Origin of the sequence: Rhodococcus sp. NPDC057135, assembly GCF_042670865.1 — a bacterium.
Taxonomy (GTDB): domain Bacteria; phylum Actinomycetota; class Actinomycetes; order Mycobacteriales; family Mycobacteriaceae; genus Rhodococcus_F.
The window spans coordinates 235,685-259,045 of sequence record NZ_JBHUUU010000007.1; the positions used below are offsets into that span (position 1 = coordinate 235,685).

Annotated in this window: 19 protein-coding genes; 11 read left to right on the plus strand and 8 right to left on the minus strand. The window is 63.5% G+C overall.

Features of this window, described 5'->3' with window-relative positions; genetic code table 11:
• Positions 1-164: 164 nt before the first annotated feature.
• Positions 165-1,367, plus strand: coding sequence for a serine/threonine-protein kinase (locus ACFT1A_RS15820; RefSeq protein WP_378447775.1), 1,203 nt, complete (start codon positions 165-167; stop codon positions 1,365-1,367).
• A 28-nt stretch (positions 1,368-1,395) separates the two neighbouring features.
• Here ACFT1A_RS15820 and ACFT1A_RS15825 read toward each other — a convergent pair whose 3' ends face one another.
• Both ACFT1A_RS15825 and ACFT1A_RS15830 read right to left on the minus strand, forming a co-directional pair.
• The gene (locus ACFT1A_RS15825; RefSeq protein WP_378447776.1) at positions 1,396-2,784 is read right to left on the minus strand and encodes an FAD-binding oxidoreductase; all 1,389 of its coding nucleotides are present in this window, start codon (positions 2,782-2,784) and stop codon (positions 1,396-1,398) included.
• Positions 2,784-3,620, minus strand: a complete 837-nt coding sequence (locus ACFT1A_RS15830; protein WP_378447777.1) for a class I SAM-dependent methyltransferase — start codon at positions 3,618-3,620, stop codon at positions 2,784-2,786. Before ACFT1A_RS15830 ends, ACFT1A_RS15825 begins: the two co-directional genes overlap by 1 nt.
• Before the next feature lie 135 nt (positions 3,621-3,755).
• On the opposite strand from ACFT1A_RS15830, the gene ACFT1A_RS15835 reads away from it, so the two are divergent.
• The 6 genes from ACFT1A_RS15835 to ACFT1A_RS15860 all read left to right on the plus strand — a co-directional run bounded on the left by ACFT1A_RS15835 (position 3,756) and on the right by ACFT1A_RS15860 (position 9,336).
• Positions 3,756-4,433, plus strand: coding sequence for a winged helix-turn-helix transcriptional regulator (locus ACFT1A_RS15835; protein WP_378447778.1), 678 nt, complete (start codon positions 3,756-3,758; stop codon positions 4,431-4,433).
• A gap of 110 nt (positions 4,434-4,543) precedes the next feature.
• Positions 4,544-5,128 (plus strand): M15 family metallopeptidase, encoded by a 585-nt coding sequence (locus ACFT1A_RS15840; protein WP_378447779.1) that lies wholly within the window; start codon positions 4,544-4,546, stop codon positions 5,126-5,128.
• Positions 5,129-5,130: 2 nt separating this feature from the next.
• Positions 5,131-5,772, plus strand: a complete 642-nt coding sequence (locus ACFT1A_RS15845; protein ID WP_378447780.1) for a phosphatase PAP2 family protein — start codon at positions 5,131-5,133, stop codon at positions 5,770-5,772.
• Positions 5,773-5,847: 75 nt separating this feature from the next.
• Complete coding sequence (locus ACFT1A_RS15850; RefSeq protein ID WP_378447781.1) at positions 5,848-6,546, plus strand: response regulator transcription factor; 699 nt, start codon at positions 5,848-5,850, stop codon at positions 6,544-6,546.
• Positions 6,543-7,937 carry a sensor histidine kinase gene (locus ACFT1A_RS15855; protein ID WP_378447782.1) on the plus strand — a complete coding sequence of 465 codons (1,395 nt, stop codon included), beginning with the start codon at positions 6,543-6,545 and terminating at the stop codon, positions 7,935-7,937. The genes ACFT1A_RS15850 and ACFT1A_RS15855 overlap by 4 nt, the downstream gene beginning before the upstream one ends.
• 190 nt (positions 7,938-8,127) lie before the next feature.
• Positions 8,128-9,336: an MFS transporter gene (locus ACFT1A_RS15860; RefSeq protein ID WP_378447783.1), complete on the plus strand. Its 1,209-nt coding sequence runs from the start codon at positions 8,128-8,130 to the stop codon at positions 9,334-9,336.
• Here the strand turns inward: ACFT1A_RS15860 and ACFT1A_RS15865 are convergent.
• The 3 genes from ACFT1A_RS15865 to ACFT1A_RS15875 are packed head-to-tail and all read right to left on the minus strand — an operon-like array spanning position 9,333 to position 12,773.
• On the minus strand, positions 9,333-10,787 hold the full coding sequence (locus ACFT1A_RS15865; protein ID WP_378447784.1) for an MFS transporter: 1,455 nt from the start codon (positions 10,785-10,787) through the stop codon (positions 9,333-9,335). The genes ACFT1A_RS15860 and ACFT1A_RS15865 overlap by 4 nt on opposite strands.
• Positions 10,788-10,836: 49 nt before the next feature.
• On the minus strand, positions 10,837-11,496 hold the full coding sequence (locus tag ACFT1A_RS15870) for a response regulator transcription factor (protein ID WP_003940972.1): 660 nt from the start codon (positions 11,494-11,496) through the stop codon (positions 10,837-10,839).
• Positions 11,493-12,773 (minus strand): PspC domain-containing protein, encoded by a 1,281-nt coding sequence (locus tag ACFT1A_RS15875; RefSeq protein ID WP_378447838.1) that lies wholly within the window; start codon positions 12,771-12,773, stop codon positions 11,493-11,495. The genes ACFT1A_RS15870 and ACFT1A_RS15875 overlap by 4 nt, the downstream gene beginning before the upstream one ends.
• A 236-nt stretch (positions 12,774-13,009) precedes the next feature.
• On the opposite strand from ACFT1A_RS15875, the gene ACFT1A_RS15880 reads away from it, so the two are divergent.
• Both ACFT1A_RS15880 and ACFT1A_RS15885 read left to right on the plus strand, forming a co-directional pair.
• Positions 13,010-14,404, plus strand: coding sequence for a PspC domain-containing protein (locus ACFT1A_RS15880; protein WP_378447785.1), 1,395 nt, complete (start codon positions 13,010-13,012; stop codon positions 14,402-14,404).
• Entirely contained in the window at positions 14,401-14,634 is a 234-nt protein-coding gene (locus ACFT1A_RS15885; RefSeq protein ID WP_378447786.1) for a hypothetical protein, read from the plus strand. Before ACFT1A_RS15880 ends, ACFT1A_RS15885 begins: the two co-directional genes overlap by 4 nt.
• A 55-nt stretch (positions 14,635-14,689) precedes the next feature.
• Here the strand turns inward: ACFT1A_RS15885 and guaA are convergent, their stop codons facing one another.
• Positions 14,690-16,261, minus strand: coding sequence for a glutamine-hydrolyzing GMP synthase (gene guaA, locus ACFT1A_RS15890; protein ID WP_020969072.1), 1,572 nt, complete (start codon positions 16,259-16,261; stop codon positions 14,690-14,692).
• 367 nt (positions 16,262-16,628) lie between these two features.
• On the opposite strand from guaA, the gene ACFT1A_RS15895 reads away from it, so the two are divergent.
• Both ACFT1A_RS15895 and ACFT1A_RS15900 read left to right on the plus strand, forming a co-directional pair.
• Positions 16,629-18,398: an Ig-like domain-containing protein gene (locus tag ACFT1A_RS15895; protein WP_378447787.1), complete on the plus strand. Its 1,770-nt coding sequence runs from the start codon at positions 16,629-16,631 to the stop codon at positions 18,396-18,398.
• A 51-nt stretch (positions 18,399-18,449) separates the two neighbouring features.
• Positions 18,450-20,207 carry an Ig-like domain-containing protein gene (locus ACFT1A_RS15900; protein ID WP_378447788.1) on the plus strand — a complete coding sequence of 586 codons (1,758 nt, stop codon included), beginning with the start codon at positions 18,450-18,452 and terminating at the stop codon, positions 20,205-20,207.
• Positions 20,208-20,277: 70 nt separating this feature from the next.
• Here ACFT1A_RS15900 and ACFT1A_RS15905 read toward each other — a convergent pair whose 3' ends face one another.
• Together ACFT1A_RS15905 and ACFT1A_RS15910 are read right to left on the minus strand one after the other, a co-directional pair.
• Positions 20,278-22,032: a GMC oxidoreductase gene (locus tag ACFT1A_RS15905; protein ID WP_378447789.1), complete on the minus strand. Its 1,755-nt coding sequence runs from the start codon at positions 22,030-22,032 to the stop codon at positions 20,278-20,280.
• 173 nt (positions 22,033-22,205) lie between these two features.
• The gene (locus ACFT1A_RS15910; protein WP_003940976.1) at positions 22,206-23,345 is read right to left on the minus strand and encodes a GuaB3 family IMP dehydrogenase-related protein; all 1,140 of its coding nucleotides are present in this window, start codon (positions 23,343-23,345) and stop codon (positions 22,206-22,208) included.
• Positions 23,346-23,361: the final 16 nt, after the last annotated feature.

A 23,361-nucleotide genomic window follows, 5' to 3' on the forward strand; every position in this document is an offset into this window, starting at 1 on the left:
CGGGGAAGTCGGGTTTGACATGCATCCAACGAACAGCAATTTCGAACATATTTTCGAACTGTTTTCAGTAAACCGTGTCACCCCCGACACGTCAAGCAGAGCCAAAAACCCAGTTCACAGGAGCCTCGAGCGTCACAGTGGCATCAATCCATTAACCTTGAGATGTGACAGCTCAGGAGCAGACCGGGAGGGGCATCGGGCCCGAATACCTGCTGGCGGGGCGGTACCGACTCCGTTCCAAGATCGGCGACGGAGGGATGGGCGCCGTCTGGCTGGCCCGCGACACCCTCCTCAGCCGCGACGTCGCGGTGAAACAGGTCACAAGCACGGAAGGCCTCGACACCGAAACGGCCGAGGAGGTCCGCGAACGTACATTGCGCGAGGGCAGGAACGCCGCAAAGCTCACCCATCCCCACTCCATCGCCATGTACGACGTCGCGATCGAGTCCGGCGAACCCTGGTTGGTCATGGAGTACTTCCCGGCTCGCAGCCTCGCCCAGGCCATGAACCTGGCCGACACGTTGCCACCACTCGAAGTCGCGCAGATCGGCGCGCAGATCGCTGCGGCACTCACCGAAGCGCACGCCGCAGGCATCGTCCACCGCGACATCAAACCCGGCAACATCCTGATAGCAGACCGAGGCAAGTCCCTCGGCACCGTCAAGATCAGCGACTTCGGCATCGCCCGTGCAAAGAGCGACGTGTCCGACACCCAGGACGAGGTCATCACCGGCACTCCCGCGTACTTCGCACCCGAAGTTGCCCGCGGCGACGACCCCACCGAGGCCAGTGACGTCTTCTCACTCGGGTCGACGCTGTACACGGTGATCGAGGGTCAACCGCCCTTCGGTATCGACTCGGACGCCATCGCCCTTCTGCATCGTGTCGCCAAGGCCGAGATCTACCGACCCACCAAGTCCGGACCGCTCACCGACGTTCTCCTTCAGCTCCTCGAGCCGGACCCCACCCGACGGCCGACAATGGCTCAGGCACGCGACGCTCTCGCTGCAGCCGCGACGGGCGGCAGCGGCACGATCGAGCAGCTGATCGACGCTCCCGTCTACTCGTCCGAGGGCGCCGTACCGGCCTGGGCTCACCGGACCACACAACTTGCCGACCCACACCGCCGCAATCGCCTGACCGGATCCACGATCACCGGACTTCCTGCAGTGCAACAGAACACGCCACTACGGAACGTTCCCAGTCCGATGGACATGTTCTCCTGGCCGCCGCGAATACCGACCGGGCCCGCCGATGCCAGCACCCGCGACAAGGTAGTGGCCTGGGCTCCCCTCGCCATGACCGGCATGATTGCCGTCATCATCTTGGCCGCACTCATCGTCGTCATCCTGGTATTCACGGTCTGACTGGTGTTCACACTCTGACTTGGACGCTTTACACGGGCAGAATATTTGCGTTGAGGTGAAACACGTTGTCCGGGTCGTACTTCGCCTTGACTGCGGACAATCGCGCATACTTCGCCGCGCCGTAGGAGGCTCGCACTCGGTCCTCGTCGACATCGGTCATGAAGTTGACGTACCCGCCTTGATTGGAAGAGAACGGACGCAAAGCCTCCCAGGTCTCACGCACCCACGATCGGTCCAATTCCAGCGTTCCGGCATCGGTGGCCGTCGCCGTCATGTTGCACACGTAATGTGGTGTGCGAGAACCACCGAACGCAGTCTCGTCCTCGCCGACGGAAGTGAAAGCTCCCTGCAGCGGAAAGATCGGCATGAAGGACATCGGCGACGATTTCTTGCCCGCTTGTTCGGTCAGAACATCGATCACGTCGTCGGAGAAATCCACCAGGTCCAAAGCCTTCTCATAGGCGTACGCACCCCACGGCTCCGAGTCGTCGAGCATCGACTGCAAACCGGTGTACGGGAGCGGGGTGACGAACTCGAACAGCGTCGGCACCCCATCTCGAATCGGCGCAATCGCATTCGAGTGTTCCTCTTCCGATCCGAAACCGGCTACCAGTAACGCGTATCCGGGAAGCAGGTGAAACTGATCCGGGACAAACGGTGCCGGCGGCGCGGACAAACCGACCGCAACCATTGCACCGGCGTTTCCCGGTAGGGCCGGCACCACCTCGCGGCAAAGACGAAGCGCTGCCGGCCCGTCCTCCATCCCCCAGAAGAACAGTCCCAGATGCACTTCCGGACCGATCTCGCTCAGGCGGTACTCGAATTCGGTGACCACTCCGAAGTTCCCGCCGCCGCCGCGCAGAGCCCAGAACAAGTCGCTGTGATCGTCCTCGGAGGCTCGCACGATCGAACCGTCTGCGAGCACCACCTCCGCCGACACCAGATTGTCGATCGCCAGGCCGAGCGTGCGGGTCAGCCACCCCATGCCACCACCGAGCGTCAGGCCACCGACGCCGGTATCACTGATCACGCCGCCGGTCACCGCCAACCCGTGTTCCTGCGTCGCCGTGTCGAGGTCGGCAATCGTCGCACCACCGCCGACCCTGGCTCGCTTCGCTGACGGGGCGACGGTTACCACGTTGATCGCGCTGAGATCGATCATCACACCGCCTTCACAGACCGATGCGCCGCGGTAGGAATGCCCGCCACCTCTGACCGAAACCTCCAAGGAATGGGCTCTGGCAAATGCAAGTGCCACAGTCACATCCGACGCCGATCGGCACCGGGCGATCACCGCCGGCCGATGGTCGATCTGCCCGTTCCAAATCGACCTGGCGTCGTCGTACTCCGGATCTCGGGGGCTGAACACAGAACCTGTGATCGCCGATTTCAGCGGCGCGAACTCGACCGTCGTCATCACGCACCTCCCTCATCGGGTGTCGCGGTGAGAAGCAGGTACTCCCACTCCATCACGAACGGCTTGCTTCCGCTGCCGTACTTTTTCGCCAACTCGAGCAGATCTCGGTCCAGCGCCTGCGTTCGGTCAGGATCGTCGCCGATGTTCCGGTACACCGCGATGGTCGGCCCGTAATTCTTCTTGAAGAAATCACGGAAATCTTCCGGTCCGCTGAATGTCTCCACACGCAGTACGTCTGTCCTGGCGTCGACATCACCGAGCAGATCACGAACATGGTTCTCGTCGCCCCACAACGGCGCCGGTTGGGTGCCGGGCGGTGGCGGCGGCGCATACGGCTTCATCGTTTTGAACATCTCGCCGATGAATCCCGTTGGAGTCCAACTCAGCACTCCGATCTTTCCGCCGGATCGGCATACTCTCAGAAGTTCGTCCGCGGCGCGCTGATGGTGCGGGGCAAACATCACGCCGACGCACGAGAGCACCACGTCGAACTCGTTGTCGCCGAAGGGAAGAGCCTCGGCATCGGCCTCCTGCCAATCGAGTTCGACACCCGCGAGCGCCGCGGCCTCCTTTCCTGCCACGAATAGTTCGGGAGCCAGGTCGGTGGCGATCACCTGCGCACCCAGCGCAGCCGCCGGGATCGCCGCATTGCCGGACCCCGCCGCGACGTCGAGCACCCGATCTCCTTTCTGCACGCCGCATTCACGTACCAATACAGGTCCGAGTTCCGCGATGACCTGCGCCGCCACCGCCGGATAGTTACCGAGACCCCACATTGCCCGGTGCTTGGCCTTCAGCTCCCGGTCCAGCCCGAGCGTTCCCGTTGATTCACTCATTACCGTTCTCCTTCAATATTTTTCGTACTCAGAGCCCAACAACGTTGATGCCGTTACTTCGACGCTACGACGTCGGTTCGCTCCTCTCCAGTACGAAATCTGTACCGGAGCACCCCGGAGGCCTACGATCGAGAGATGGGGTCCTCGTACCACCAGTTCTGCCCCGTCGCCAAGGCGATGGAGCTACTCGACGAGCGGTGGACACTGCTTCTCCTCCGCGAACTGATCATGGGAAGCGAGCATTTCAACGATCTCCGCCGCGGGCTTCCGCGAATGTCACCGACACTGCTCTCGACCCGGCTTCACCAGCTCGCGGTCGCCGGCATCGTGGAGCGAGAAGAAACCGACTGCGTCGTCAGCTATCGTCTGACCGACGCCGGACGCGAACTGCGTCCTGTGGTCGAAGCTCTCGGCATCTGGGGCACCAGATGGATCGGCGAGCTGGGCGACGAAGATCTGGATCCGAAACTGCTGCTGTGGGACATGCATCGCCGGGTGGATCATTCCGTGGTGCCCGACGGCAAGACCGTCGTGCACTTCGCATTCTCCGGAGTGCGTGGACATTCGCGGAACTGGTGGCTCGTCATCAATTCCGGCGAGGTGGACATGTGCGATATCGATCCAGGTTTCGACGTTGCAGTGTCGGTCTCTGCGGGCTTGCGACCGATGACGGAGATCTGGCGCGGTAACCTGACCTGGTCGGACGCCATACGGTCCGGTGACGTCATCATTTCGGGGCCGACAGCGTTGCGTCGTAGCTTGCCCTCGTGGTTCGAACTCTCGACTTTCGCATCGATCCCTCGCCCCGCGTAGCGCACGCTCACCAGCCCCGTTCCGTCCTGTTACAGAGCTGTTGCAGACCGTGACACCGCCGACGAACGGTGACCATCTGCCGGTGACACTGACCGAGCAGCCTCTGATATATGCCCAGCCACCGCGGAATCATCCGCTTCGTCGCCCTCGGTGCAGTCGTGCTCGGTGCGGTCACGCTCAGCGCGTGCTCGTACACAGACGAAGCACAGCCGAAGAGCGGTAACTACCTTGCCACTCAGCCTGATTCAGGACCTTCAGGCGGCGAGATCGAGGACGGCATCAGCTTGCAGGACACTCATGTGCCCGCGCTGGCCCGTCTCGATACCGCACTGCTCGCGGCGCTGCAGTCGGCAGCGGCCGACGCACAGGCATCCGGAGTGGACATGCACGTCACGTCGGGTTGGCGGTCTGCGGCATTCCAACAGCGACTGTTCGACGAAGCCGTCGTCAAGTACGGCAGCGTGGACGAAGCGTCCAAGTGGGTGCACTCCCCGAGTCTGTCGAAGCATGTCAGCGGACAGGCCGTCGACATCGGACCGACAGACGCCGACGACTGGCTCATTCAGCACGGCAGCGATTACGGCCTCTGCCAGACCTATGCGAACGAGATGTGGCATTTCGAATTGGCAACCACTCCCGGCGGGGAATGCCCGCCCCAGCTGAGCAACCCTTCGGACGAGAGAGCGGAAGGCTGATCATGACGCGAGTCAAACCAGCGAGACTGATTGCCGCACTGGCACTCTTGATTCTCGGAGTCGTCGAATTCGAATTGGCGGTCAACACTACCGGTGGTCAGATCGTCGACCAACAACTCATGGTGGGCGCGGCCACCTCCGAACGCCTCAGTGTGTTCTCCGCCGAATTCATCGGCCTCGTCACCCCGATACTGATAGTGGGAGGAGTGCTCGTGGCGCTCATGATCACATTGCGCAACAACCCGATTGCGCTAGCTTTACGCGTCGTCGTCGTGACCCTCGGCCCCATCACGACGGCCTGGGTTCTCAAACAATCGCTGGATCGACCGGACCTGAACGGTCTGGTGATGCACAATTCCTTCCCCAGCGGCACTTTGACGGCCATCGCTGCTCTGGTCTGCGCGATCGTGATCGTCACACCCTCGAGGTGGCGGGCGGTCGTTGCGGTCAACGGTGCGTTGGTCACCATCGGAACCGCGATCTCCGTAGTCGTGCTGCAATGGCACCGGCCGAGTGACGTGATCGGTGCGCTACTGCTCGTCGGCTGCTACACCCTCGCTGTGTCGGCATTTCCGTTGAACACCAGCGTCGCCCGGCATGCGGTACTGGCAGACTCAGGCAACGAGAGACTCTCGCGAGTGTGATCCCTGTACCCTTGGCTGACCGAGATTCCTCCGACCGCAGAAGGCCCCTGATCATGGCGAGTCCAAGGTGAGCTCATGGTGAGCATTCTTTTCATAGAAGACGATCCAGCCGTGGCCGAGGCAATCACGTTGGGACTGAACCGACTCGGGCACAACGTCAGCCATCGCCCCGACGGTAACGGCGATTTCGACGACGCCCTGGGTGCCACCGACCTCGTCCTACTCGACCTCGGGTTGCCGGGAGCCGACGGTTACGAGATCTGTCGACGTATCCGCACCCGCAGTTCGATCCCGATCATCATTCTGACCGCTCGATCCGACGACATCGACACCGTTGCCGGTCTGGAAGCCGGTGCCGACGACTACGTCGTCAAACCGGCCAGTCCGCGTGTCCTCGACGCTCGGATCAAAGCCGTCGTACGGCGTTCGGCACCCGCAACGACGCGTCCAGATGTGGCGCCGGGTGCAGAGACGTTCGGCGACCTGGAATTGGATCGGTCGTCATTGCAGGTCCGCAAGGCCGGGACGCTGCTGACCCTGACCCCGACCGAACTCCGACTGATACTGGCGCTGACCGAGAACCCCGGACAGGTGCTCAGCCGCAGGCAGTTGTTGTCCGCAGCCTGGGACCAGGAATATCTGGGCGACTCACGAATCGTCGATGCAGCAGTGCAGCGGCTGCGCGGAAAGATCGAGGACGACCCAGCCGCACCGACCGTCATCGAAACGGTGCGCGGGTTCGGGTATCGCTTCAACACCAACCCGGCCCGATGAGACCGACCTGGCTTCGGGTCGACGGTCTGCGGACCAGGCTCGTGCTCGTGTTCATCGCAATCGTCGTGATCATCGCCGGGGCAACCGCAGGCGTCGTCTCGTTCATGGCGCGGTCGTGGATCTATTCCAACGCTCAGGACGTCGCAACAGCACAATTTCGCGACGAACTGCAGTACAGCAACGGAGTGCCGGTAGACGGGTTGACACCTGCCAACCTTGAACAGATTTTCCAATCCGACATGACACTGATCGCCGACGGCGAAGTCATCCGTCAAGGAACTGTGGATGCGGCAACGATCCCGCCCAGCTTCGAGGACGGTTTGGACAGTCCCAAACTGATCCGCTTCGAGAGACTCGACTCCCAGCGCATCATGTTGGGAATGTCCGTCAATGTCGTGGACATGAGCGCAGACGACAGCTACGACAACGAGACACTGGTCAAAGCCGTCACCATCCGGCCGCTGGTAGGAGTGCAAGACAAGTTCGACGACCTGCTTCGAGCTGTCGGCCTCACCCTCGCCGCCGGCGTGTTGGTGAGCGGTCTGCTCGGGCTGTGGATCGCGTCCACGCTTGTTCGTCCGCTCAAACGCCTGGACGAAGCCGCCGCCCGTGCCGCCGACGGCGACCTGAGCGTCCGGCTCCCCGAAGACGGGGTAGCCGAACTTGCCCAGGTCACAACAACGTTCAACAACATGGTCGCTCGCAACGAAGCGGTCATCCGAGGCCTGGAAGAATCGGAAGAGCAGTCGAGAAGGTTTGTCGCCGACGTCTCCCACGAGCTTCGAACGCCGCTGGCCGCATTGGTTCCGGTCAGCGAAATTCTCCGTGAAGAGATCCCCAATCTTCCGCCCGACGCCGCCGCTGCCGCGCGCATCGTGAGCAGTGAGATCGGCAAGCTCACTCGACTCGTCGAAGACCTCATCGAAATGTCTCGCCACGACTCTCAGCAAGCGCACCTCGTCCTCGACGACGTCGACCTCGTCGAATTGACGGAGCGCACACTCGAGAGCCGCGGTTGGATCGAAACCGTCGAACTCCGCGCACTTGAAAATATCAGTGCCAGAGTGGATTCGCGTCGAATCGACATCGTCGTCGCCAACCTCGTCGGCAATGCACTGCGCCACGGAGCGCCCCCGGTTCGCGTCGAGTTGAGCGCCGAACCCGGATTCTCCGTCATCACCGTCATCGACCACGGCCCCGGCATCTCACCGGAGGATCGGCAGGCGATCTTTCGGCGGTTCTACAAGGTCGACACCGCGCGCGGACGCAGCGAGGGCAGCGGACTCGGACTCTCGCTCGCCGTCGAAAACGTGCACTTGCACGGCGGCACCATCGGCGTCGACCAGGTGGACGGTCGCACGGTCTTCACGGTTCGCCTGCCCAATCGCTGACCCCCTTCCCGAGCGAACGTACCTTTCAGCGCACCCAAGGCGATCGTCGTACCGTTCGCTCGAAAAGGGGTGGACACGTCGCAACCCAACACCGCCCGCAGCCGACCAGATAGTGGGATTATGGTTTCAACATGTGAAACTGCGCGCGTAGCCTGGGCACCGTCGAACAGCGCAGAAATCGGAGGTCACCATGACGCAGGCGTCGCGGTTGGAAAAGACGGCCGTCTCCCCGAAGGCATGGACGATGCTCGGAATCGGTGTCGCCGCCCAGGCAGCAGGCACCGTCTTCGTCAGCACCCCCGCCTTCCTGATCCCGCTGCTGCATTCCGAGCACGGCCTCTCGTTGACGCAGGCCGGAACCCTGGCCGCTGCACCCACTTTCGGCATGGTTCTCACGCTGGTGGCGTGGGGAGCGATGGCTGACAGATTCGGCGAGAAATGGGTCATCTCCATCGGGCTCGGCCTGACGGCGATCGCAGCGCTGGCCGCGACCACCACCGACAACTACACACTCCTCGGGATCGCATTTCTGCTGGGCGGAATGGCTGCGGCGAGCACCAACGCTGCCAGTGGACGTGTTGTGGTCGGCTGGTTTCCCAAGGACCGGCGCGGCCTCGCGATGGGAATCCGGCAGATGTCACAGCCCCTGGGCGTGACCATTGCGTCGCTGACCATCCCGACTCTTGCTGCGAACGTCGGAATCGGTTCGGCCGTCGGACTGTCGGTAGCCCTCAACGGCGTTCTCGCCCTGATCTGCGCCGTCGCATTGATCAATCCCCCGCGGCCGGCGGCGCGGCCCACAGATATCCCGGTCGAAACGGTCAACCCGTATCGCTCGAACTGGTTCCTCTGGCGCATTCACGTCGTTTCGGCACTGCTGGTGTTTCCGCAGTTCACCCTCTCGACATTCGGTCTGGTCTGGCTGATCAGCGAGCAAGGATGGGATGCTGCGCCCGCGGGTCTCCTGATCGGGATCTCCCAGTTCGTGGGTGCGCTCGGACGCATCGTTGTCGGATTCTGGAGTGATCGCGCCGGAAGCAGAGTTGGCCCGCTGCGGTTGGTAGCGGTTTCTGCATCTGCGGTCATGTTGGCAATGGCAGCAGCCGACGCAGCGCCGTGGGGCGTTCCGGCATTGATCCTGCTGTTGGCAACTACCGTCAGCGTCGCCGACAACGGGTTGGCGTTCACATCCGTCGCCGAAGCTGCCGGGCCGAAATGGCAAGGAAAAGCGTTAGGCACGCAGAACACCGGCCAGTTCATCGCCGCGTCAGCAGTGGGCCCGGTGGTCGGTGCGCTGATCGGCGCGGTCGGCTACCCGCTCGCCTTCGCGATAGTCGCGGCATTTCCAGCCGCAGCAATCCCCTTGGTGCCCAGCCGAGATCGCGACATCAGCGTCTAGTCCCTCATCGGATTCGGTTGCACTGCTGGGCCCGTCAGATCACAATGCGGCTTGCAGGCAACCGAATCCGCTTCCTGAACAGGCTCTACTGTCGGAGTACGGATCAGCGTCGCGGCGATCGCCGCACCGATCAACAGCAGTGCCACGCAGATGTACATCGCGTACCGGAATCCGTCGGAGAAACTCGTCGGATCGACCAGACTTTCGGCGTCGATACCCACGAGGGCAGGCAAGGCCGCAACGGCAAGAAGTTGGCTCGTCCGGGCAACGGCATTGTTCACACCGGACGCAATTCCCGACTGCTCCACCGGCACCGAACCGAGCACCGCGGCGGTCAACGGCGCCACCATCACCGCAAGGCCGAGCCCGAACACCAGAACTCCCGGCAACACGACGGTCAGGTACGACGCTTCCGGGCCGATTCGCGTCATCAGCACCAACCCCACCGCGGCAACTGCCGGTCCGACCGTCATCGGCAATCGTGGTCCGTGGGTCTGGGCGTAACTTCCCGCTCTCGACGACAACAGCAAGAGCGCCAAGGTGATCGGCACGGTTGCGACACCGGCTGCCACCGGCGAGTACCCGGCAACCAACTGCAATTGCAGCACGAGCAGGAAGAACACACCGCCAAGCGCCGCATAGACCGCAAGTGTCACCAAATTGGCTGCGACGAACATCCTCGAGCGGAACAGCGACGGCGGCACCAAGGCGCTCGGTGAGCGTCGTTCCACCACGACGAACAGGCACAGAGCGATCACTCCGATCAGACCGACTATCAGGTTGACCTCGATCAGCCCGTACGTCAGCGCGCCGAGACCGACTACTGCGCAGACGGATCCGACCACATCCAGATGCGCGGGTGGATTCGGATCCCGACTCTCCGGCACGTGGCGCACCGCTGCCCACACCACGACGACCGCCAGCGGAATGTTGAGGAGGAATACCGATCGCCACCCCGCCACTTCCACCAGCCAACCACCGAAAAGCGGTCCGATGGCGCCGGCAACACCACCTAAACCCGACCACAATCCGATGGCTGCGCCGCGGTCCTCTTCACGAAGTGACGCGGAGATGATGGCAAGGCTGCCAGGCGTCAGCAGCGCCGCCCCCACGCCCTGCAGGATCCGTGCAATCACCAGAAACGTGATGTCAGGTGCAATTCCGCAGAGCAACGACGCGACCGCGAACCAGACCGTCCCCCACACGAATACCCGTCGCCGACCCCAACGATCTCCGAGGGCTCCCCCGAGCAGGATCAGTGAAGCCAACGCCAAGGTGTAACCGCTGAGCGTCCACTGCAGTCCGGCGACACCGGAACCTAATTCTTCACCGATATGCGGCAGAGCAATGTTGACGACGGTGCCGTCGAGGAGAGCCATGCTCGAGCCGAGAACGGTAGCGGCGACAACCCAACGCCCACGTCTCGACGCGAGCGCCAGTGGTTCCGTCATCGGTCCATGGTGCGCCTTCACACGCAATCGCGAAAGAGCGCGCGGAAATTCAGTCGATCTGGCGGCGATGTGCCCAACGCGTCAGCGCATTGCGATTGGACTGCTGAGTCTTTCGCAGGACATTCGACGCGTGAGTCTCGACTGTCTTCACGGAAATCACCAGGTCCTCGGCAATTTCACGGTAGGTGTACCCACGTGCCAGCAAGCGCAGCACCTCGAGTTCGCGCGGGGTCAGCGAGTCGAGTTCCGGATCGAGTTGCGGCTCCGGCGCATTGGAACGTCCGGTGAAGGAGTCCAGTACGAAGCCTGCCAGGCGCGGCCCGAACACTGCGTCACCACCGGCAACGCGTCGCACGCCCTCGGCAAGTTCGGATCCCGAGATCGTCTTCGTCACGTACCCGCGCGCACCACCGCGGATCACCGCGATCACGTCTTCGGCCGCGTCGGAAACGCTGAGCGCCAAGCACACCGGACCGGAATCGATTCCCCGCAGAACTGCCACTCCACCACCGTCGGGCATGTGGACATCGAGTAGAACGACGTGCGGCTTCGTCGAGTTGATACCCGCGATTGCTTCCGCGACGCCGCCGGCCTCACCGACGACGTCCATGTCTGCTTCGCGCGAGAGTTCCGCCCTCACCCCGGAGCGGAACACTGCATGATCGTCGACAAGAAATACGCGGTACGGGGGCGGCGCAAGCGAAGTCACTGGGGCTGTTCCTCGGGGTTGTCGACACGGTCAGCAGTCTCGTCCCACTTTAGAGCAGAGTCTCCGAGCGGCATGTGCACGCGGATCTCCGCGCCCTTTCCGATGTCGGACCGAACCACCACCCGGCCACCTCGACGTTCGATGCGACCACGAATCGACTTGGCCAACCCCTGACGATCCTCCGGCACAGCATTGACGTCGAATCCGACGCCGCGATCACGCACGAACACACTGACCTGGTCGCCCTCGACCTCGGCGAACAGATTGATTTCCTTCTCCCCCGAGTGCTTTGCGGAGTTGACGAGAGCTTCGCGCGTCGCACCGAGGAGCGCGGTGAACGCCTCCTTGGGCAGACCGTTCTCGACGCCCTCGCCTTCGAGTTGCACGTCGCCGACCGTGACGGGACGGACCGTGACACCGTGTTGGTCTTCCACTTCGCCGGCGATGATCTTCAGGCCTTCCGTCAAACTCGTGTGATCGATATCGCCGCCGCTGAACAACCACTTGCGCAGCTCGCGTTCCTGACCACGGGCCAGGCGCGCAACTTCTTGCGGATTGTCGGACTGCTTCTGGATCAGCGCCAAAGTCTGAAGCACCGAGTCGTGCAGATGCGACGCAATCTCTTCACGCTCGTCGTTGCGAATTCGGGCTGCACGCTCGGCGCCGAGAGCACGCCACATCCGCAGCCACAACGGCACCGTCAACAATCCGACACCGATGAGCGTGACCACCACAGCCAACAGGGACGATCGCAATGCTTCGAGGTCGACCTGCGCCAGGACAACGACGCCAAGACCCAGGACGATCAGCGTGGCGCCCCCGACCACGCGCGCCCACGTGAGAACGGTTGGCCGCTGCGGCAAGCCGATGACGGTACGCGGACCGTCGGAGTCGAATTCGCGCCACACCAAGGCAGCACCGATCGCTACGACGAAGAACGGCGCGAGCACCGAACCCGCCGTGCCACTGAACAACCACGACAACGCCGCAGCGCCGCCCAAACCGAGTGCGATCAATCCGTACGCCCGCTGCCGCTCGGCGGCGGACGGCTTCTGGGTGTCCGTACCGGCTGAGGTGAAGATCCAGAGGGCGCCGTAAATCACGATGCCGGACCCGGCCATCGCCGCGAGAATCGCGAAGGCGACTCGAACTTTCAGGACGTCGATCCCGAGATGATCGGCGATACCGCCCGCGACACCGGCGACGATGCGGCCGCCGGAGCGCCGCTCCAACTTTCGCAGCGGAACGCCGCCCGGGATGGGCACACCCTTCTTCATGGGTACGGCGGGCGCCGGTACCCCGTTGACAGGCGGGCCTCCTGGAAACCCGGGAGCGGGTCCGCTCACGAACGGCGGATCTGACACATATTGCACATAGTCGATACTGGCACGAACCACGCAGACACACATCAGGGTCCAACCCTGAATCAGGGCGCTGCCACTGGTCACGATCACCAGAAAGATCAGGGTTGGCCCTGATGCGCGGAGGCCGCCTCGGAAGCCAGGATTGATTCATGAACAATCCGACTTTCCAAGAACAGATCCAGGATCTGTGGCGGACCCGCCCCGTGCGTCTGCCGGCACAAGGTCACGTGGCCGGGGTATGCGCCGGAATCGGATACCGGTACGGCATCGACCCCATTCTGGTACGCGTGGCGTTCGTGGCCTCCACCATTTTCGGCGGCTCAGGCATCCTTCTCTACCTCGCCGGTTGGTTGGTGCTCGCCCGCGCCGGTGACGGATCGTCCCCAGCGCAGTCGTTGATGGGCCGCGGACACAGCTCCGATTCCAGCACCAAGACCATCGTCTTGTTGGTGGCTCTCGCCATCGCGGCTACGACTGTCGGCCCCGTCGGCGTCGGCCTGGGTGGTTCCGGTCTGATCGGGCTGATTCTGATGGTCGGAGGCCTGTGGCTGCTCTACCAACGAGCGCCTGTCCCGCCTGCGCTGCCACAGAGCACGTCACCGTACGTCGGTGCGGGTACCGCGTATCCAGGCACGGGTTTCACGCCCGGGCCGTTCACTCCCGGATACTTCGCACCCAATCAGCCGCCCATGTACACGCCGTACACCAAACTTCCCGACAGCTACGTGCCCGAGGAACGACCGGCCGAGCAGTCACAGCAGTCACCGCAATCCCAAGCCGATCATCCGACGATCAACCTCTCCAAGGACCCGGGATCTTCGGTCACCACCAATCCGACCGAGGTGATGGGCGAGGCCGTCATCACGCCACCCTCCTGGGATCCGCTCGGTGTTGCACCGTTCGCCTGGGATCTTCCGGATCCGGCAGTCAAGGCCACTCCGCTGCTGCCTTTGCCCCCACGTAAGCGTCGCTCGCGTTGGACGCTGACAGTGCTCGGACTCGCGATCATCGTCGCTGCCGTCACCGGGGCGGCGGGCGCGGCAACCGGCAACGACTGGTTCACTCCCGGCCGGGTCGGTGCGGTCGGACTGGCTGTCATCGCACTGGGCCTGATTCTCGGGGCTTTCTTCCGAAAGGGATACGGCCTGTTGGTCGTCACCGGACCACTCGTGGGTTTCGTACTGCTGGCCTCGTTGGTCTACCCGATCGAGTTCGACGCCTCGGGTGAGCAAAGGTGGACTCCGGCAACAGCTTCCGAGCTGGATCCGTCGTACTCGGGAGCCTTCGGCACCTTCACTCTCGACCTCGGCGGAGTCGAGTTCACCGAGGACAAGACCATCGACGTCGCGGCATCGTTCGGTGAGTTCACCGTCTTGGTGCCGCCAACCGTCAACGTCAAGAACAGTTGCACCGTCGTCATGGGCGACGGGTCCGGATGCCTCGACGGCGGGGTACACCAGGGCCGAGAAGCGACATCGGACGCACCCACACTGACCATCAACGCCAAAGCAACGTTCGGCAGCCTGAAGGTGACGCAATCATGAGCGACTTCGACGAGACCACAGACCAGGACGAGACCCGAGAATCCAAGCGCCCCTCGGCACTTCTGCTGATCGCAGGTTTGGCAGCACTGTTGGTCAGTGTGTGGGCACTGGTCGGGCCGTTCTCCCTGGCGCCGGCAGCGAACATTCAATTCCGTTGGCTGTTCGTCGGTGCCGCCGTCGTGGCGGGACTACTGCTGGTGATCCTGCCGAATCGACGGAACCGCAAGTAAAACTGCTGTGCGCCTTTATTAACCGCGGGGGGTTAATAAAGGCGCACAGTTGTTTTTACTCCCACTCGATAGTTCCCGGCGGCTTGCTCGTCACGTCGAGGACTACGCGGTTCACGTCCGCAACCTCGTTGGTGATTCGAGTCGAGATGCGCTCGAGGGTCTCGTACGGCAGGCGCGTCCAGTCCGCGGTCATCGCGTCTTCACTGGAGACCGGACGCAGCACGATCGGATGACCGTATGTACGGCCGTCGCCCTGCACGCCTACGCTTCGGACGTCGGCGAGAAGAACCACCGGGCACTGCCAGATCGTTCCGTCCAAGCCTGCGGACGTAAGCTCTTCGCGCGCAATGGAATCTGCCTGACGCAGGATCTCGAGGCGATCGCGGGTGACCTCACCGATGATCCGGATACCCAGTCCGGGACCGGGGAACGGCTGGCGTCCGACGATCTCTTCCGGCAGACCGAGTTCGCGTCCGACGGCACGGACCTCGTCCTTGAACAGCAGACGCAGCGGTTCGACCAACTTGAACTGCAGGTCTTCCGGCAGTCCGCCGACGTTGTGGTGGCTCTTGATGTTTGCGGTTCCCGTGCCGCCGCCGGACTCCACGACGTCCGGGTACAGAGTGCCCTGGACGAGGAAGTCGACGGTCGCACCGTGAGATGCGTTCTCGCCCAGAACATCACTGACTGCGCCTTCGAAGCTGCGGATGAACTCGCGGCCGATGATCTTGCGCTTGGTCTCGGGATCGGTGACCCCTGCCAGCTCACCGATGAAGGTGTCGGCAGCATCCACGGTGATCAGACGAGCGCCGGTTGCCGCGACGAAGTCCTGCTCGACCTGTGTGCGCTCACCGGCTCGCATCAAACCGTGATCGACGAAGACGCATGTCAACCGGTCGCCGATTGCGCGCTGGACCAAAGCCGCAGCGACGGCGGAGTCGACGCCACCGGACAGACCGCAGATGGCGTGTCCGTCTCCGACCTGCTCGCGAACCTGCTCGATCAGCGCATCGGCGATGTTGGACGCCGTCCACGCTGCCGGAATACCGGCGATCTCGTGCAGGAAGCGGCTCAGGACCTGCTGACCGTGCGGTGAATGCAGAACCTCCGGGTGGTACTGCACACCGGCGAGCTTGCGGGCGCGGTCCTCGAACGCTGCGACGGGAGCACCATCACTGGTCGCGGTCACCTCGAAGCCGGAAGGCGCTTCGGTGACGGCGTCGCCGTGGCTCATCCATACGGGCTGCGTCGCGGGAAGACCGTCGTGGAGCAATCCGCCGGATACCGCGATGTCGGTACGGCCGTATTCGCGGGTACCGGTCTCGGCAACAGTGCCGCCGAGGGCGCCTGCCATTGCCTGGAATCCGTAGCAGATTCCGAAAACCGGGATGTCGTGATCAAAAAGTGCGGGATCGAGCTTGGGAGCACCGTCTGCATAGACACTCGAGGGCCCACCCGAGAGCACAACAGCCAAGGGGTTCTTGGCCACGATCTCCTCGACGGTCGTGGTGTGCGGAATCACCTCCGAGTAGACCTTGGCTTCGCGAACTCGCCGTGCGATCAACTGCGCGTACTGCGCTCCGAAGTCGACGACAAGAACTGGTCTCTGCTGCTCGATATCTGCCACAGGTGCAGTCTAATCGCCGCAGCCAGCGCTTCTGCGCACGCATGGACTCAGCCCACTCCGCGGCCGAGCAGGCGCGAGGTACGTCACTACAAAGCCTGACCTTCAGAACTGCGAGGCGACCTCACGTCGATCTAGACCATCGTCCAGGTCAACGGCATCCCAGTCGTCCGCACCTTAGCTTCGGCAATCAATTCGGCAACATCATTGCAGGCCAGAGCCCGAAATGGACGAAGGGTGAATTTTCTGGACGTTTGACCGATTCGCCTGAACCAAACGTCCAGTAAAGGTAATCTCGCCCGTCAAGTGATCAGGATCACGATCGCAAACGGCCGGCGCCGCCGAACGGCGCTCACCTCGAGGAGGACCTGTGCGTCGATTCATACGACGACTCGCCATACCTGTCGCGGCTGTGACGGCAGCCGCCGGACTTCTAGTCCTCGGCACGCCGGCCGCTGCTGACGAAGCCCCGCCGACCAGCTTCACCGGCACGACCGACAACCTGATCTTCACGAAGAGTGTCATCGGAAACGCGGCAGTTCACCCAGGCGACACCGTCACGTACAAGACCGAGATCAAGCACAACGAAAGCGGCATCGAACGGTCGATCGCAAAAATCCGTGACATCCCGCCCGCAGGATTCGTCCTCGTGCCAGGCAGCGCCAAGGCCACCTACCTGGGTGTGACCAACCGGGCCACGATCAGCAACGAATCAGATGGCGGAGTCTCCGCGAAGTGCTCGAGCGGCTGCACCTTCCTGGTCGGTGGATTCGTCGTCAAGAAGAACCAACCCGTCACCCTCGAGGCGACCTACACGGTCCCCGTCGGAACAGCCTTCGGGACGTACGACAGCGGCATGCTCTTCGACGTCAACGCCTTCAGCTCACAGCAGGGCCTCAACCCGATCAACGTCAACGTCCAGGTAGTCGACCCTTCGGTCGCCACCGGAACGACGCTTGTCGCACCCGCAACAGCGAAGGTCGGCACACCGGTCGACCTGACCGCGACGGTTGCGCCGTCCAACGCGACCGGGACCGTCCAGTTCAAGGACGGCGGCAACGACATCGGCTCACCGGTCCCCGTCTCGGGCGGTAGCGCCACCCTCTCCCACGCTTTCGACAGCGTCGGCGCCCACGACATCACCGCCGCGTACAACGCCGGTTCGGGATTCCACAGTTCGACCTCCGGAGTCCAGACAGTCGACGTCTCCGCGGACACCACCACCACGATCTCGGCCCCGAACGCCGCGTTGGTCGGCGACAGCATCACCGTGAGCGCTGTCGTCACACCGGCCAACGCCGTGGGCACGGTGCAGTTCAAAGACGGTGACACCAACCTCGGCGCACCGGTGGCTGTGGTCAACGGAACGGCTTCCCTGACCCGCAGCTACGACGCTTCGGGCACCCACAGCTTCACCGCAGTGTTCACCGGCGACGCCGGCTACGGCGATTCCGTCTCCACCGCAACCCAACTCGACGTCAGCGATCCCGACTGGGGAACCACGACCACAGTTGTCGAACCACTCACCGCTGTTGTCGGTGAACCGACCAACCTCTCGGCCACCGTCTCCCCCATCCCGAGCAGCGGAACCGTGACGTTCACGGTCGACGGCGCCGAGATCGGTACCGCACCGGTCGGCACGGGTGACGGCGTCGCGATCCTCCCGCACACCTTCGCATCAGCGGGCGCTGCAGCCGTGACGGCAGAGTTCTCCGGCGGAACCGGATTCATCGGCTCCACGTCCACGTCGTTCACGGTGAACGTGACCGATCCCGAACCCGCTCGCGCCGACACCACGACGTCGCTGACCGTCAGCGGCTCGGCTCAGGTCGGAAAGGCATTGCAGCTCAAGGCCACCGTCGCACCCGGAACAGCAAACGGAATGATCCAGTTCAAGTCCGGCACGACGCCCATCGGCGCACCCGTTGCCGTCGTCAACGGCGTCGCGACGCTCACGCACACCTTCGACGACGAGGGAACGTTCGGCCTCACTGCCAACTTCGTCGGCGACGCCGGTTGGAAGAACTCCGTCTCCGGCCCGACGGTCGTGCAGGTCGGCACCGCACCGACAGACGGCGGCGGCACCGGAAGCATGGACACCGGTTCGCTCAGCGGCCTCATCCCGCTCTTCGGAAGCTAGTCCCCCACATCAGCTTTGGACACCACTCCCGTACCGAACTCAGGAGAATCCATGTTCGTGCATTCCAGACGCCGCATCGCGGCGCCGATCGCCGTCACGGCGCTAGCCAGTGGCGTCATCCTCGCGGGAATCCCCGCATCGGCAGCCCCGGTGACAACAACCTTCGGAACGAGTTGCCTCGCAACCCCGTCCGCTGTCGCCGGCCCGACCACGCAATCCCAGTCCGGCTCGGTCATCGTCGACGCACCGGAATCAATCGGAGCCGGTGAAACATTCGAGGTCACCATCCAACCGGGCCCCATCGCCTTCCCCGGCTCCGCTTCGGGGGCGACCGTCCAGAACGTCTCCCGTATCAAGGTCGACGTCGACGTTCCCGCGAACGCCACCTTGGTGGAAGCCACTATCGTTCCCGGAACTTCGGCAGGGCTCAGCGGTGTCGCGCCGAACATCCTGCGCGTCAACGAGAACGGCAACGTCGATCCCAACGGAACGATTCTGCGCCTTTCCGGAAACAACCAGGTCATCGGAAACAGCCCGAGTTCGAGCACCAGCTCCGAGGGCGGAATCGTCGTCAAGGCGACCGGCAAGAACGTCGACGGCTCCAACAATGCCGACGGCTACACCCAGTTCCAACTCCCCCAGGTCAAGGCAGTTCTCAAGGCCGGCGACTCGGGCGAGGTAGCCATGAAGGTACGCACCGGCGGTAGCGCAGGAGCCTGGAACAACGATCGCAACTTCCTCACGTTCCTCCCCAAGGCCACCCTGGTCATCACCGCCTGGGCGCCCACGCGGTGCACCCCGCGTGACGCCGAGAACGGCCCCCTCAACAGCGGCGCCGGACCCCTCGCCACCACGCGAATCATCGAGGCGGACAAGGCAACCACCACCACGGTCGTCGGACCGGCCAACGCCAAGAACGGAACGCCCGTCACGCTGTCAGCCAACATCAGCGGCGGCGCAACCGGCGGAACCGTCCAGTTCTTCGACGGCGACAACCCACTCGAGGACGCAGTGCCGGTAACCGCTGGATCGGCCAGCATCTCCCCGACGTTCACCGAGGACGGGCCGCACTCCATCACCGCAAGCTACAGCGGCGCACCCGGATTCCTGGCGTCGACGTCGGCGTCGGCCAAGATCGTGACCGTCACGACGGACGCACCGCCTGACGCCGTGACCACCACTGCCACGGTTTCGCCGTCGACCGCGAAGGTCGGTCAGGACGTGAACCTCACTGCCAAGGTCGATCCGCAGGGTACCGGCGGCACCGTCGACTTCATCGTCGACGGCACCGAAACGGTCAGTGCCACGGTCGGAACCGACGGAGTTGCCATCGCTCCGTATACCTTCACCTCGACCGGAACCCACAAGGTTGTCGCGAAGTTCACGGGCTCACCAGGATTCGCGCCGTCCGCTGCCCCGGCATTCCCGGTCAGCGTCACGACACCGGCTCCGGCTGACATCGAGACGACCACGGTTCTCGACGCCGTCGGAACCGTCCAGAAGAACACCCCGGTGACGCTCCAGGCAACGATCGATCCGGCCGGCGCCACGGGCAAGGTCCAGTTCAAGGTCGGTGACACCCTCATCGGCGGACCGGTCGACGTGGTCAACGGTGTCGCGACGGTACCGGCGACGTTCTACAACTCCGGGACTTACAGTGTCACTGCAGAATTCGTGGGCGCTTCGGGCTACACGTCCTCCGCATCTGCGCCGCAGACCCTGACCGTCCCCGGCGACACGGACGGTGGACCAGGAGGCGGGACCGGCAGCCTCGACCTCGGCACCCTGTTCGGGTCGCTAGGAGGCTGACACCCTGAAACAGAGATGGGGCGTGTCGTCGAATCTTCGACGACACGCCCCATCTTCGTTTGCGGCGACCTTATCCGGCTGCAGGCTCCGCCGGAACAGCGGCAGCAGTCTTGCCGCCGGTGATCTTCACGATCGGCAGAACCAGCGCCGCCGGAGCCGACGCCGGAACCACGGGCGACTTGGGTGCGATCGGAGCCAACCGCTCGTAGCCGCTGCCCTGAGCGGGACGCAGGTCCGTCTCCCCCTTGTTCGGCCACAGCGAGGCAGAGCGCTCGGCCTGAGCGGCAATGGTCAGCGACGGATTCACTCCGAGATTGGCCGAGACCGCTGCGCCGTCGACGACGCTGAGCGTCGGGTAGCCGTAGACGCGGTGGTAAGGATCGATGACCCCGTGATCGGAATCCGACGCGATAGCGCAACCGCCGAGGAAGTGCGCCGTCAGCGGAACGTTGAAGATCTCGCCCCACGTACCGCCTGCGACGCCGTCGATCTTCGCGGCAACTCGACGCGTCGCCTCGTTGCCCTCCGGAATCCACGTCGGGTTCGGCTGACCGTGGCCCTGCTTGCTGGTGACCTTGCGTCGACCGAACAAGCCCTTCTTCGTGTACGTGGTGATCGAGTTGTCGAGGTTCTGCATGACCAGGGCAATGATCGTGCGCTCGCTCCAATCCTTGACCGTCAGCATGCGCAGCATCTGGTACGGGTTCTTCGCGACCACACCGAGGAACTTGATCCACCGTGGCGTCGTGCCGCCGCCGTCCGTCATCAAGGTCTGAAGGAGGCCCATCGCGTTGGAACCCTTGCCGTAGCGGACCGGCTCGATGTGGGTGTCACTACTCGGGTGGAACGACGACGTGATCGCCACTCCGCGGGTCAGGTCAAGAGCAGGATCGACCTTGTACTTGCCCGCACCGACGATGGACTCGGAGTTCGTTCGTGTCAGCTCACCGAGCTTGTCGGAAAGCTTGGGCAGCGCTCCGGTGTCCTTCATGTCGAAGAGCAGATGCTGAGTGCCCCACGTTCCCGCCGCGAGAATGACGTTCGCAGCCGTGTACGTGCGGCGGTTCTTGCGTCCGAATGCACCGGTTCGCTCGGTGAACACGTCCCACGAACCGTCGCGAGCCTCACGAAGTCCGGACACGGTGGTCATCGGAATGATCTCGGCCCCAGCAGTCTCGGCAAGGCCGAGGTAGTTCTTGAGGAGAGTGTTCTTCGCTCCGTGACGGCAGCCTGTCATGCACTCGCCACACTCGATGCAACCGGTGCGCTCGGGTCCGACGCCGCCGAAGTACGGGTCCTTCGCCTTCTTGCCCGGCTCACCGAAGTAGACGCCGACGGGCGTCTGGATGAACGTGTCTCCCACGCCCATGTCGTCGGCGACCGACTTCATGATCTCGTCGGCGGGCGTCATGTGCGGATTGCGGACCACACCGAGCATCTTCTGAGCCTGCTCGTAGTACGGCGTGAGTTCACTGCGCCAGTCGGTGATGTGCGCCCACTGCTTGTCCTGGAAGAACGGCTCCGGCGGCTGGTAGAGCGTGTTGGCGTAGTTCAACGACCCGCCGCCGACGCCCGCGCCGGCGAGAATGAGGCAGTCGCGCAACAGGTGTACGCGCTGAATGCCGAAGCAACCCAGCTTCGGAGCCCAGAGGAACTTCTTGAGATCCCAGCTGGTCTTCGCGAAGTCTTCGTCGGCATACCGTCTGCCGGCTTCGATGACGCCGACCTTGTAGCCCTTCTCCACGAGACGAAGCGCGCTCACGCTTCCGCCGAACCCGGATCCGACGATCAGTACGTCGTAATCCGTTGCCCGTTGCTTGCCCATCAGGACACCTCCACCGTGAACCGTAGTTACCCGCCAGTATGCACCTATTCCTTGTGACTACCACCACAAGGGGTCTCATAAGCGTAACCGCAAGTATCAGGAACGGACGAAAGTCCTGCACAACGAACTGTGGCCCCGGTTCACGAGGAACCAGGGCCACAGAAAGGTACAAACTACGCGCGGACTGTCAGCCCGACCTTCTGGAACTCCTTGAGGTCGGAGTACCCGGCCTTGGCCATCGAACGACGAAGACCGCCGACGAAGTTCAGCGAACCGTACGGGTCATCCGACGGACCGCTCAGAACCTGGTCGAGACTCGGACGCTCACCGTAGGAAACCGGGAGAAGCGCTCCTCGAGGAACCGAAGGATGAGCCGCAGCGGACGGCCAGTACCAGCCGCCACCCGGCGCCTCGGCGGACACGGCCAGCGGCGTACCCAGAACTGCAGCGTCCGCACCGCAGGCGATGGCCTTCGCCAGATCGCCCGAAGTTGCGATGTCACCGTCGGCGATGACGTGGACGTAGCGCCCGCCCGTCTCGTCGAGGTAGTCGCGCCTGGCTGCTGCAGCGTCGGCAATTGCCGTGGCCATCGGAACACCGATACCCAAGACCTCACCGGTGGTGGTTGCGCCCTCGGTGGAGCCGTACCCGACGATGACGCCGGCAGCACCGGTACGCATCAGGTGCAGGGCGGTGCGGTGGTCACTGACCCCACCCGCGACAACCGGAACGTCGAGTTCCGAGATGAACGTCTTGAGGTTGAGCGGTTCCTGCTCGGTGTGCACGACGTGCTCGGCCGAGATGATCGTGCCGTGGACGACCAACAGGTCGATTCCGGCCTTGATCAGCTCAGGCGTCAGTGCGCGCGCATTCTGCGGGCTGACGCGAACGGCAGTGGTGACCCCAGAATCACGGACCTGCGCGACCGCAGCGGCCAGAAGACCGGCCTGCAGCGGTGCCGCGTGCAACTCCTGCAGGTAGCGGATGGCTGCGTCGACCCCACCGTCCTTCTCGGCGATCTCGACGAGACGCCGGAGCTTCTCCTCGACATCGGGGTGACGGCCCCACAGGCCTTCACCGTTGATGACACCGAGGCCGCCGCGCTTACCCAGCTCGATCGCGAAGGTCGGCGAGACCAACGCGTCGGTGGGATGTGCGAGGACTGGAATGTCGAACCTGTAAGCGTCGAGCTGCCAAGCAGTCGACACCTCCTTCGACGAACGGGTTCGCCGGGAGGGGACGATGTTCACATCGTCCAACTCGTAGGTACGTCGGGCCGTTCGACCCATGCCGATCTCAACGAGGTCGCGCACGCGCGCCCCTTTCTCG

Bases quoted from the DNA above. Each gene is read 5' to 3' on its own strand.
- ACFT1A_RS15825 (WP_378447776.1), bottom strand. From the start codon at position 2,784: ATGACGACGGTCGAGTTCGCGCCGCTGAAATCGGCGATCACAGGTTCT.
- ACFT1A_RS15830 (WP_378447777.1), bottom strand. From the start codon at position 3,620: ATGAGTGAATCAACGGGAACGCTCGGGCTGGACCGGGAGCTGAAGGCC.
- ACFT1A_RS15835 (WP_378447778.1), top strand. From the start codon at position 3,756: ATGGGGTCCTCGTACCACCAGTTCTGCCCCGTCGCCAAGGCGATGGAG.
- ACFT1A_RS15840 (WP_378447779.1), top strand. From the start codon at position 4,544: ATGCCCAGCCACCGCGGAATCATCCGCTTCGTCGCCCTCGGTGCAGTC.
- ACFT1A_RS15845 (WP_378447780.1), top strand. From the start codon at position 5,131: ATGACGCGAGTCAAACCAGCGAGACTGATTGCCGCACTGGCACTCTTG.
- ACFT1A_RS15850 (WP_378447781.1), top strand. From the start codon at position 5,848: ATGGTGAGCATTCTTTTCATAGAAGACGATCCAGCCGTGGCCGAGGCA.
- ACFT1A_RS15855 (WP_378447782.1), top strand. From the start codon at position 6,543: ATGAGACCGACCTGGCTTCGGGTCGACGGTCTGCGGACCAGGCTCGTG.
- ACFT1A_RS15860 (WP_378447783.1), top strand. From the start codon at position 8,128: ATGACGCAGGCGTCGCGGTTGGAAAAGACGGCCGTCTCCCCGAAGGCA.
- ACFT1A_RS15865 (WP_378447784.1), bottom strand. From the start codon at position 10,787: ATGACGGAACCACTGGCGCTCGCGTCGAGACGTGGGCGTTGGGTTGTC.
- ACFT1A_RS15875 (WP_378447838.1), bottom strand. From the start codon at position 12,773: ATGAAGAAGGGTGTGCCCATCCCGGGCGGCGTTCCGCTGCGAAAGTTG.
- ACFT1A_RS15880 (WP_378447785.1), top strand. From the start codon at position 13,010: ATGAACAATCCGACTTTCCAAGAACAGATCCAGGATCTGTGGCGGACC.
- ACFT1A_RS15885 (WP_378447786.1), top strand. From the start codon at position 14,401: ATGAGCGACTTCGACGAGACCACAGACCAGGACGAGACCCGAGAATCC.
- ACFT1A_RS15900 (WP_378447788.1), top strand. From the start codon at position 18,450: ATGTTCGTGCATTCCAGACGCCGCATCGCGGCGCCGATCGCCGTCACG.
- ACFT1A_RS15905 (WP_378447789.1), bottom strand. From the start codon at position 22,032: ATGGGCAAGCAACGGGCAACGGATTACGACGTACTGATCGTCGGATCC.